The organism is Geobacillus proteiniphilus (assembly GCF_001908025.1).
GTDB classification, from domain to species: Bacteria; Bacillota; Bacilli; order Bacillales; family Anoxybacillaceae; genus Geobacillus; species Geobacillus proteiniphilus.
Genome location: NZ_MQMG01000027.1, coordinates 36,966 through 47,989, shown reverse-complemented (window position 1 = coordinate 47,989; position 11,024 = coordinate 36,966). Strand labels below are relative to the sequence as shown.

Genomic DNA, 11,024 nt, shown 5'->3' with positions numbered 1-11,024 from the left:
GGGAGTCCCCCCAGAAATGCCACATGTATTTGCTATCTTTGTTTGCTATAAACGGTTCATCAATGAAACCCACTTTGTTTGGTACTCCGCGCATTTTATAATTTCCAGATTGAAAAACCGGGCTTACTTCCCAATTGATATGACTGATTACTTTTTGATCTATTTTAACAGGTATTTTTTCAATATCACTCATCTCTTTATTCTTTTCCCATATACTGCATGCGGATAAAGAAAAAAGGATTACGATGACTAGCAAATGTTTCACATTTTCACCACCTTTCACTAATTTAATGATATCATAATTTTTAGCGATTCCTCCCCGACTTTCGCTATCGCTTAGAAGTCGGGTTCTCCTCGCTTATTCCCAAGATGAAAGGAACATAACCCCCCTTCTGTCCAGGCGCCAACCCGTTGTCAAAGCAGCCAGTACGCAAGCGGGGCGGTGAGGATGAGCGTTAATACGGTCCGCTCGAACCAAATGACAAGCAGCCTCGACAAGCTGAGCGGAATTTCCGTAGACAAAATGCATGGAATGACAGCGGAAAAGAATAGGATCGCCGATACGGATACAACAGCAATAATGAATTTCGTGACAAGCGGAGCTTCGGTGACAAGCAAAGCTGGCAAAAACATTTCCGCGATTTCAATGGCTGATGCTTTCGCTGCCAACAGCGGTTCAGGGATTTGCAACAGAAGGGTGAATGGATAGAACAGGTAGCCTAACCAGTCAAACAATGGCGTATATTCAGCGAGCAACAGCCCGATCAGTCCGACTGACATAATGGACGGCAAAATTCCCATCGTCATGATGAAGCCATCGCGCAAGTTTTCCCATATGTTCGTCCTGATTCCTTTTGACTGCTCTACCGCCCTCATTGCTTCGGTCCAAGCTTGTTTCATATAGTTGCCCGTCACTTTTTGCTCGGGATCCCCCTTGCCATTGTAATACTCATCGCTCATGCGGCTTAACGGCCAAAGCCGGGCGGTGAACGCCGTGACAGCAAACGTCACAAGAAATGTCACCCAAAAATACGTATTCCAGATCGACATCAGCCCTAATGTTTTCGCGACAACGACCATGAACGTAACAGACACAGTGGAAAAGCCAGTGGCGATGATCGCCGCTTCTTTCACTGTATATTTGCCTTCTTTAAACACTTTATTGGTGATCAATAGCCCAATGGAGTAGCTGCCGACAAAGGAAGCGACGGCGTCAATCGCCGAGCGGCCTGGCGTTTTCCAAATCGGCCGCATGACGGGCTGCATCCAAACGCCGACAAATTCGAGCAGCCCGTAGCCGACAAGCAGAGCGAGAAAGACGGAACCGATCGGCACAAGCAAGCCGACGGAAATGACGAGTTTGTCATACAAAAACGGCCCCATATTCGGTTGAAACAGCCACGACGGACCGATGCGAAACACCAACATGACCGCCACGATGAGTCCAAAAACTTTCAATATCGAAAAAACCGTCGTCACGGCATCTTTATTCCATGTTTTCTTGTAAAATGGGTACATCGCACCTAAAGTGATCACTATAAGAGCATAATAGGGAACAAGTGCTGAAAAGTGTGTGCGGATCCATGTCACGATATGATCGAGCAAAATAGACGATTTGCCTCCGATGGATACGGGAACGAAAAACACGAAAATCCCGATGGCACTGTAAACGAAAAACTTCCATGCACCGCTTGCCGGCGTTGGTGTCGGCACGGATGGCGCCATGTTTGTATCCGTTTTCATTTTCCTCCACCCCCATTTGTTCTTCTACAGGCTAAAGACGACAGCACGGCCGGAAGCATAACCGCTCCCGGTCGCCAAACACCTCGACGGAAGACCATTCCTCCTTCAGATGTACACCTTGCCTTCCTTCACCACCGCCTTTCCACCTTTGATCACCGTCTCCGCATGGTTGACGCCGTAATAGTACATGATTTGCATATAATTTGGCACATGGAAAATGACCAAATCCGCCTTCTTCCCCGGCTCGAGGCTGCCGACGAGATGAGCGCGGCCGATGGCATGGGCGGCATTGATCGTGGCGGCGGCCATCGCTTCAGCGGGAGTCATGCCCATATGCAGGCAGGCAAGGCTCATGACAAGCGGCAGCGAGACGGTCGGCGACGAACCAGGGTTGCAGTCGGTCGCCAAAGCGACGGGAACGCCGGCGTCGATCAAACGGCGGGCATCGGCGGCTTTTGTCATTAAGAAAAATGCCGTGCCCGGCAAGAGAACGCCGATGACGCCGCGCTCCGCCATGCGCCGAAGCCCTTCGTCTGACGCACGAAGCAGGTGGTCGGCGGATATCGCGCCGACTTCGGCTGCCAGTTCCGCCCCGCCATACGGCTCGATTTCATCGGCGTGGATTTTCGGCGTCAAGCCGTACGCTTTTCCAGCTTCCAACATGCGGCGCGCCTGGTCGGGGGTAAAGACGCCGCGCTCGCAAAAGACGTCGTTGAACTCGGCCAACCCCCGCCGACTCACTTCGGGAATCATCTCGTCGATGACAAGGCGGACGTATTCATCGGGGTCGTGTTTCCATTCCGGCGGAACGGCGTGGGCGCCAAGAAACGTGGAGACGACATCGACCGGGTGGGTGTCATGGAGCCGCTTGGCGACTTCAAGTTGCTTGATTTCGTGCTCAAGGCTTAAACCATAGCCGCTTTTTGCTTCGACGGTCGTGACCCCATGAAGCAAAAACTGATCGAGCCGCCGCTTGCTTTCTTCATACAACATCTCTTTCGACGCCTCGCGCGTCGCTTTTGTCGTGGCATGAATGCCGCCGCCCGCGTTCATGATCTCCATGTACGTCGCTCCACGTAGGCGCATCGTCCATTCGTGTTCGCGGCTGCCGGCGTAAACGAGATGGGTATGAGGATCGACAAGCCCAGGCGTAACCGTTTTGCCCTTGGCGTCAATGACTTCCGCTTCGGCGAGCCGATCAGCAAATTGGCGGGCCAGTTCATCGTCCGCACCAACCGCAACGATCGTGCCATGTTCGATCCAGACGCTGCCGTTTTCGATGATGTGAAGATCGCTCATCTTCTCCTTGACGAGCGGGGCCGCGGAGCTTCCCGCCAGCGTGACGAGCTGGCGGGCGCGGCGGACAAAGAGCGGGCGCATATGGATCCCCCTTTCTACTTGAGCATCGGCATATCAATGCCTTTTTCTTTCGCCGTCCGGATGGCAAGGTCATACCCGGCATCGGCGTGGCGGACCACACCAAGCCCCGGGTCGGTCGTCAACACCCGTTCCAACCGTTTTTCCGCCTCTTTCGTGCCGTCGGCGACAATGACCATGCCGGCGTGAATCGAGTAGCCCATGCCGACGCCGCCGCCGTGGTGAACCGACACCCAGCTCGCGCCGCCAACCGCATTCAAAAGCGCGTTTAAAATCGGCCAGTCGGCGATGGCGTCGCTCCCGTCTTTCATTCCTTCCGTCTCCCGGTTCGGCGAAGCGACGGAACCCGAATCCAAATGATCGCGTCCGATGACGATCGGCGCTTTCAGCTCGCCTTTGGCCACCATGTCGTTGATGATTTTGCCAAATTTCGCCCGCTCGCCGTAGCCGAGCCAACAAATGCGCGCCGGCAGCCCTTGGAACTTAATGCGTTTTTGCGCCATGCGAATCCAATGGCAAAGACGCTCATTGTCGCTGAATTCACGCAAAATGACTTCATCGGTTTTATAAATGTCTTCCGGGTCGCCCGATAATGCCACCCAGCGGAACGGCCCTTTTCCTTCGCAAAAGAGCGGACGGATGTAGGCCGGCACAAAGCCCGGGAAGGAGAAGGCGTCGTCCACCCCTTCGTCTTTTGCCACTTGGCGGATGTTGTTGCCATAGTCAAACGTCACCGCCCCTTGCTTTTGCATCGCCAGCATCGCTCGCACGTGCGCGGCGATCGACTGTTTCGCGCGGGCGATGTACTGCTTCGGATCGCGCGCCCTGAGTTCGGCGGCCTCATCAAGCGTAAGGCCAGCCGGGATGTAGCCGTTTAACGGATCGTGGGCGGACGTTTGATCGGTCAAGACGTCCGGAACAAAGCCCATTTCGACGAGACGCGGCAACACTTCAGCCGCATTGCCGACAAGGCCGATCGACAGCGCTTTTTTCTCTTCCTTCGCTTGTTTCGCCATCTCGAGCGCCGCGTCTAGGCTGTCGGTCATCGTATCCAAGTAATTCGTGTCAATGCGGCGCTGGATGCGGGCCGGATCGACTTCGATGGCGAGACAGACGCCGCCGTTCATCGTCACGGCGAGCGGCTGCGCCCCGCCCATGCCGCCAAGGCCGGCGGTTAGCGTGATCGTCCCGGCCAGCGTGCCGCCAAAGTGCTGGCGCGCCACTTCGGCAAACGTTTCATACGTCCCTTGGACGATCCCTTGGCTGCCGATGTAAATCCAGCTCCCGGCCGTCATTTGTCCGTACATGATCAACCCTTTTTTGTCAAGTTCGTGGAAATGGTCCCACGTCGCCCATGCGGGCACGAGGTTGGAGTTGGCGATCAGCACGCGAGGGGCGTCCGGATGCGTGCGAAACACCGCCACCGGCTTGCCGGATTGAATGAGCAACGTTTCATCGTTTTCTAAACGAAGAAGGGTGTCCACAATCGCCTCGTAACATTCCCAGTTGCGCGCCGCCTTGCCGATGCCGCCGTAGACGATCAACTCATCCGGCCGCTCGGCGACATCGGGATGCAAATTGTTGTTTAACATGCGCAACGCCGCTTCTTGAATCCATCCTTTCGCCCGCCGCTCTGTTCCCGCAAACGGGCGTACGGTCCGTTTTTCTGCCATCGTCATCCTCTCCTTTTTCCTCTTTGCTTTTTATTGTAAGGAAGCCAAGAGGATGGAGATAGATTCTCGTCTTTTCAAGATGATCCAATTTTTTTGAAATTTCTTTTTTCTTTTCACTTCATCTATCCATTTCTTTTGATATATGTTCATTTCTTTTGAAAAAACCGCCTACCGCGGTGATGACGGTTTCAGCCGTTGTTCATCGCGGTAGGCGGTCGGCGTCTGGTTCAGTTCGGCTTTAAAGACGCGCATCAAATAATGGGCGGTGCGAAACCCGGTTTGTTCGGCGATTTCTTTAATCGACAAATCCGTCTGCCGAAGCAGCCGTTTCGCTTCCTCAAGCCGCCGGTTTGTCAGCCACTGGCGAAACGTCACGCCGCGCTTTTTCGACAACAAATGGCTGAAATACGCGGGGCTGCGCCCGGCGGCGGCCGCGACCCGCTCAAGCGTGAGCGACGGATCGCGAAAATGCGCCTCCATATAGCGGAGGCCGCGCTCCACGGCGTCGACGCGCGCGTCTTCCTCGGCCTGCTTGGCCTCATGGAACAACCGATATAAAAATAAAATCAATTCTTGAACGATGCGATACAAGACGGGATTGTACAAAATGTCTTGAAAAATGCGCATATACTCCCGCTCGGTTCCGCCGCGGTCAAGGCCGTATGTTTTCATAAACCGGCGGATTTGCGCCAAGATGCTCGTCAGCCGCGTCCGCACCATCTCCGGGCTCGGAAACGGCGGCCCCCAATGGGAAAATTCGCGCCGCAGCCATCGCTTCACCCCTTCATGGTCGAACCGCTCGAGCATCTCGATCCATTGCCGCTGCTCCTCGGGCGTCAAAAACGGATCGAGCTCACGCCACTGTTCGTATTCCGAAGCGGGAGCGATCACTTGGCGATAGCCAATGAAAAACGTCGTCTCCAGCAACCGGCGGGCCGCTTGGTATTGCCCGCGCACCGTTTTCCGGCCATCAGGCGGCATCACGACAACCGCGAGCGGCTCATGATGCTCCTCTTCCCAATCGCGCAGCAGCTTCCACGCCTCTTCTTTCCCGTCGCCCGGCAAATCGGGAAGCAGGCAAACCGCCATATGGGTGAGCGGCAATACGCGCGCCCGTCCGCGAAACGGATAGCTCGTTAAAAAGCGGATCACTTCTCGAGACAAGGCAGGCTGTTCCGCCTGCACAAGCCATACATGGGTGGAAGCTGCGGCGGGGTCATCGTAAAATAATGCGCGGTAGTCGTCATGGCCGTCAAAACCCGCTGTCAGGCTCGAGCGGCTGTTTGAGGAAAGCGAAACCGCCGTCCTCAACGCTTGTTTCAGCTTGGCGGGCTCAAGCGGCTTCACAAGCAAATCGACGCATTGCCAGTCGATGGCTTGTTTCGCCCGCGCAAACGTCGCCTCGGCCGTTGCGGCAATCACGCGTTGGCAAAACAAGCGGACGTGGGATGTCGCCTTCGACCATCGTTCATACGGAATCATATCCAGTTCGACGTACAATAGCTCCGGCGCCTCCCGCTCAAGAAGAGCCATCATCTCCTCCACATTGGCCGCCGTGTACACCTGCTCGATCGGCAGCGAATACGCGGAAACGAGCCAGCGGATCGCTTCTCGTTCCTTGTCGTCCCGTTCGGCAATGACCAATTTCACGTTCTCACCGCCTTGGCTGCAAGCGTCGAAAATGAAGGAGTGCATCCATGCAAAAGGCGGCGGCCAACGCCACCGTTTTTCCGCCTTCATCCAAGAGTGGATTGACTTCGCAAAGGTCGACGCTGATCGTTTTCGGATGAGAAACGATTCGGCGGATGAGAGCGCGCGCCAACGACGGAGCGAGTCCAAACGGCGACGGCGCGCTCACCCCCGGCGCGGCGGCCGCGCTGATGGCGTCCATGCAAATGGTCAACATCACGGCATCGTGATGAGCGGCAAATTCCTCGATTTGTTCATAGGCGGCCTCGATCGGCCCTGCGGTCAGCTCGTCTTCAAGCATGTACCGGCAGCCGTACGTCTCGGCCGCCGCAAACAGCGCCGCCGTGTTGCCAAGCCGCTGAATGCCGAGGCAGAAGTAACGGACCCGTTCGTCTTGATCCAATATTTGCCGAAACATCGTCCCGGACGTCGGCCCGTCATCGTACGGGCGCAAGTCGAAATGGGCGTCAATGTTGAGGATGCCAAGGCGGGCATCCGTCCCAAGCGCTTCCCGGACGCCCAAGTAATGCCCATACGCCGTCTCATGGCCGCCGCCGATCACGATAGGAGCCATGTTGTGTTGCAGGAGGCGGGCGATGGCTATTCCGAGCTCGGCTTGGCTCTGTTCGAGATGTCCGTCCACGCAAACGACATCGCCTGCATCGTACGCTGCGGCCCCTTCCGGAAGATGCCAAGGCAGCCGGGCCAGCGCCGCTTTGACGGCGGCCGGCGCCTCTTTCGCCCCTTGGCGGCCTTGGTTGCGGCGCACTCCTTCGTCGCACGCAAACCCGATGAATGCCGCCGCTCGTTCCACCGTCTCCAATGGCTGCGACAAATCGAGCAAGCGAATGCGCTGATGAAGACGAAACGCCTGCTCATCGCTCACGCTGTCAATCCGTCCCGTCCAACGGCCGGCGTCTGGCGGTTGATACATGAGACCATCTCCTTTCCATCATCAGCTGCTTGTTTCTTTCGCCACAGCTTTGCCGTTCTCCTCCCCATGCACGCGAAAAGAGGAAATCGCCGCCGTTTGGCGAATAAAAAAACATGATTGACGACAGAAAGGGTGTTCCACATGAAGCCAATGACCAACTTGCACGCTGTCATCGCCGGTCAAAGCGCACCGCCCCCATGCGACGAAACGCTCGGCGTCCGCCTGACGGAAGCCCGAGACGGCTATGCGAAAGGCGTATGGACGATCAGCGAATCGCTGCTCAACGGCAACGGGGTGATTATGGGCGGGTTCGTCGGGGCGGCGGCGGACATTCTCATGGCGTATGCGGTGACGACCTTGCTTCGCGATGACCAAATGCACGCCTCCATCAACTTGCAGACGACGTTTCACCGCCCGGCGGCGGCTGGGGAAGCCGAAATCGAGGCGCGGGTGGAAAAGTTCGGGAAAACCGTCGCCTATGTGACCGCCATCGTGCGGCAAAACGGCAAAGAGGTGGCGAGCGCCACGTCGTCGGTGCTGATCATGGACAAACCGTGAAGGTGATGGATCTCCAAAAGGCGTTTTTGCGCATGCTCGTTCTCCTTGGACTCGACGAGGCGAAACAGCAGCTGCTGTTGTTGTTTTGAAACGCATGGAAAGCGATGATCAGAGGAATCCGATAAAACCGGTGAAAAACGATGATGTTCGCCAAATCGGTGGTTTTGTTGAAAAAGGAGAACCAATTTCACAAGGTTTCCCCACTTGAGAAGAGGCGTTGTCGAGTTGCCTTTTTCATGACATCATCAGTCCTCAATGGCGAAACGAGGTGAGGCGCAGCCGTTTTCGACCAGTTGCCAAGCGCCGGAGAAAGCGCTGTCAAAAACAGCCGTTCTCCGGCGCCTTTCGTTGCTTGTTACGCCCGGACAAACGTTTTCGGCATCACGACGGCCACGACTTGGCCGCGGGCACACAGTTCGCCGTTGGCGAACACTTCGGTGTCAACTTGCCATTTTTTCGGATGAATCTCCGTCACGGTGCCGACGGCGACAAGCGGCACTCCATGCGGCGTCGGCTTGACGAAATCGACGTGAAGCGACGCAGTGACAAAGCGCGGCGGCGTTTCCCCGCTCCCTGGTTCATGGCCGTTTTTCCGATGCAAGGCAAGCGCCGCTGAACCGGTGCCATGGCAATCAATGAGCGAGGCGATCAGCCCGCCGTACACAAACCCCGGGATCGCCGTATGTTCTGGACGCGGCGTATACACCGTCACCGTCTTGTCTCCTTGCCATCCGGTGCGGAAATGGTGACCTTGTTCATTTAGACGCCCGCAGCCGTAGCACCAAGCGAATTCATCAGGGTAGTCGTCTTGAATCGCGTGCACGATCGTTTCTTCCACGTCATCCTCCCCCCTCTCTTTTTCTAGTATACCATTGAATCGGGAAGACGACGACTCCTACATGGACGGTTGTTGTCTAGCGGCAGGCAAGGCCATACGAAGAAAAATGGAACGAAGCGCCAATCGCCAGACGGCAAATTCATAGGCGGCCCAAACAGCGGACCGCCTATCGTGACGCCATTTATCGAGCAGGCTCGTAAAACTCGATCCATTCGCCGTCGGGCCCGAGGAAGAACAAATATTTTGCCCCGTTCGGAAGTGTCGTTATTTCTTCCCACACAAGCGGCACGCCGAGCGACTGAAGCCGTTCTTTCTCCTGCTCAATGCCTTCCACCGTAAACGCCACATGGTGCACTTTTCCTTCCGTCGGCAAATCCGGGTTGTATCCTTCGATCAGCTCGACAATGATCGAGCCGCCATTTTTTGTTTATTCCGCCACTTCCGGCTGTTCTGATGTGACGCCGACGTCTTTCCATGTCAGCTTCGAGCTCGGATCAACCGTAAAGTTGGCGACGCGGTTGTTGACTGCGTAGATGGCCGAACGATACAACGTCGGGATGACCGGCACTTCTTCGTTCATCAGCTTTTGCCATTCACTATAAATTTTCCGGCGGTATTCTTTGTCAAACGCCTGCTCAGAATGGCCTTTTTCGAGCAGTTCATCGTTTTTCTCGTTCACCCAGCGCGAGTAATTGAACATAACGTTTCGGCCGTACAATCCGTACGGGTCGACGTCCGTTCCCGTTCCCCAAGCGGCGGCGTAGACATCCACTTTCGGATCATCTTTTTCGACCATATCATAGAATGAGTTAAACTCCGCCAATCGCCCATCAACGAGTTGCACATCCAAGCCGACATCTTTCCAGCATTGCATATAAAATTTTGCCAACGGTTCCGCAATGTCTCCTCCGCTCATCGCCAAGAAGTGAATGGTGAATTTTTTGCCGTTCGGATCTTCGCGGAGGCCATCCCCATCCACATCTTTATAGCCGGCCTCATCAAGCAGCTGCTTCGCTTTTTCGGGATTATACGTGTACCCTTTAATTGAATTATCATGATATCCCGGGAACGACGGCGGAATGAGCGTTGTCGCCGGGAAGCGCAAGCCGTGGTACAGGCGGTCAGCCACCTCTTGGTTGTTGATGGCATACGCCATCGCTTGGCGCAGCTTTTTGTTTTGGAATTTCGGGTTGTCCATCACATTTTCTTGCTTTTTCGCATCCCAATGGCCGAGTTTAAAACCAATGTAGTTATAAGCTAAATCCACCTTGCCGATAAATTGAATGTTTTTCGTTCCTTTCGCATTCGGATATTGATCCGTTGGGAATTCCGCAATATCAATATCGCCTTTTTTCAACGCTTGCAGCACCACTTGCGGGCTGACAACTTTCAGAATAACCCCTTCCAAATTCGGCTTGCCTGCCCAGTAGTCATCGTTGCGGACGAACTCCACCGATTCGCCTGGGACGATTTTCTTCACTTTAAACGGGCCGAACCCGATTGGGTTTTTCCGAATTTTATCCGACTGAGCCAACTGTTTGATCGGCACGTCTTTCAAATAATGCTTCGGCAGCGGGTACGCCCAAATGCCGGTCAACACAGACGGGTTTGCATGTTTCCATGTAATCGTCAACGTCTTTTTGTCGATCACTTTAATGCCGGCAATTTTATCGGCTTTGCCGCTATGGTATTCATCCATCCCCACAATGTCTTGGATGAGCGCATCACCGTAGCGGACGCCCGTATAATCTTTATGGCCGATGACCAAATACGCATACTCCAAGTCTTCCGCCGTCACCGGCTGGCCGTCATGCCAATTAACATTGTCTTTAATATGGATTGTCATCGTCTTTTTATCATCCGACAACTCATACGTGGCAGCCCCATCGTTTGTAATTTCATAGTCACCGTTCGTGCGGAAAAGCGACTCATCAAAAAATTGCAAAATTTCGGCATCTGGAGCTCCCGTGTAAAATGCGTAGCTGAGCGTCCCTTCAAACGGCGTATCGGACACAAGTCCGTATTTCAATACACCGCCGTCGATGATTTTCCCGTCGTTTTTCACCGTCATCGGGAATTTGCTGATGTCTTCTTTCTGCGCTGCCGGTTTCTCTTTGTTGTCTTTCCCCCCAGTTGTCGACGAGTTGCCCGTGCATCCGGCAAGCACGAGCAGCAGCGCGGCTAGCGCCGCCAACCACTTTCGCTTCACTTT

The 11,024-nt window shown here is 54.9% G+C and carries 9 protein-coding genes and 1 pseudogene; 1 reads left to right on the top strand and 9 read right to left on the bottom strand.

All coding sequences use genetic code 11. From position 1 onward, the window contains the following. The 6 genes from BRO54_RS10620 to hutG form a co-directional block, all read right to left on the bottom strand. The coding region (locus tag BRO54_RS10620; RefSeq protein WP_239691248.1) for a DUF4871 domain-containing protein at window positions 1-265 on the bottom strand (265 nt) is incomplete at its 3' end. Between the two features lie 149 nt (window positions 266-414). Then, window positions 415-1,743: a YjiH family protein gene (locus BRO54_RS10615; RefSeq protein WP_074043896.1), complete on the bottom strand. Its 1,329-nt coding sequence runs from the start codon at window positions 1,741-1,743 to the stop codon at window positions 415-417. Window positions 1,744-1,848: 105 nt separating this feature from the next. Beyond that, the gene (gene hutI / locus BRO54_RS10610; RefSeq protein ID WP_074043895.1) at window positions 1,849-3,123 is read right to left on the bottom strand and encodes an imidazolonepropionase; all 1,275 of its coding nucleotides are present in this window, start codon (window positions 3,121-3,123) and stop codon (window positions 1,849-1,851) included. A gap of 14 nt (window positions 3,124-3,137) precedes the next feature. After that, on the bottom strand, window positions 3,138-4,793 hold the full coding sequence (hutU, locus tag BRO54_RS10605) for a urocanate hydratase (RefSeq protein WP_176202408.1): 1,656 nt from the start codon (window positions 4,791-4,793) through the stop codon (window positions 3,138-3,140). Between the two features lie 168 nt (window positions 4,794-4,961). Beyond that, window positions 4,962-6,443, bottom strand: coding sequence for a helix-turn-helix domain-containing protein (locus BRO54_RS10600; protein WP_074043893.1), 1,482 nt, complete (start codon window positions 6,441-6,443; stop codon window positions 4,962-4,964). Window positions 6,444-6,447: 4 nt separating this feature from the next. After that, window positions 6,448-7,416: a formimidoylglutamase gene (gene hutG, locus BRO54_RS10595; protein WP_074043892.1), complete on the bottom strand. Its 969-nt coding sequence runs from the start codon at window positions 7,414-7,416 to the stop codon at window positions 6,448-6,450. A gap of 141 nt (window positions 7,417-7,557) precedes the next feature. On the opposite strand from hutG, the gene BRO54_RS10590 reads away from it, so the two are divergent. Then, entirely contained in the window at window positions 7,558-7,974 is a 417-nt protein-coding gene (locus BRO54_RS10590; RefSeq protein WP_014195531.1) for a PaaI family thioesterase, read from the top strand. A 355-nt stretch (window positions 7,975-8,329) separates the two neighbouring features. Here BRO54_RS10590 and BRO54_RS10585 read toward each other — a convergent pair whose 3' ends face one another. The 3 genes and pseudogenes from BRO54_RS10585 to opp4A all read right to left on the bottom strand — a co-directional run bounded on the left by BRO54_RS10585 (window position 8,330) and on the right by opp4A (window position 11,021). After that, window positions 8,330-8,812, bottom strand: a complete 483-nt coding sequence (locus tag BRO54_RS10585) for a PaaI family thioesterase (protein ID WP_074043891.1) — start codon at window positions 8,810-8,812, stop codon at window positions 8,330-8,332. A gap of 181 nt (window positions 8,813-8,993) precedes the next feature. Continuing rightward, window positions 8,994-9,227: pseudogene (locus tag BRO54_RS10580) on the bottom strand (VOC family protein); the annotation flags it as partial. A 12-nt stretch (window positions 9,228-9,239) separates the two neighbouring features. Beyond that, entirely contained in the window at window positions 9,240-11,021 is a 1,782-nt protein-coding gene (gene opp4A / locus BRO54_RS10575; protein WP_074043890.1) for an oligopeptide ABC transporter substrate-binding protein, read from the bottom strand. Between the last annotated feature and the right edge of the window lie 3 nt (window positions 11,022-11,024).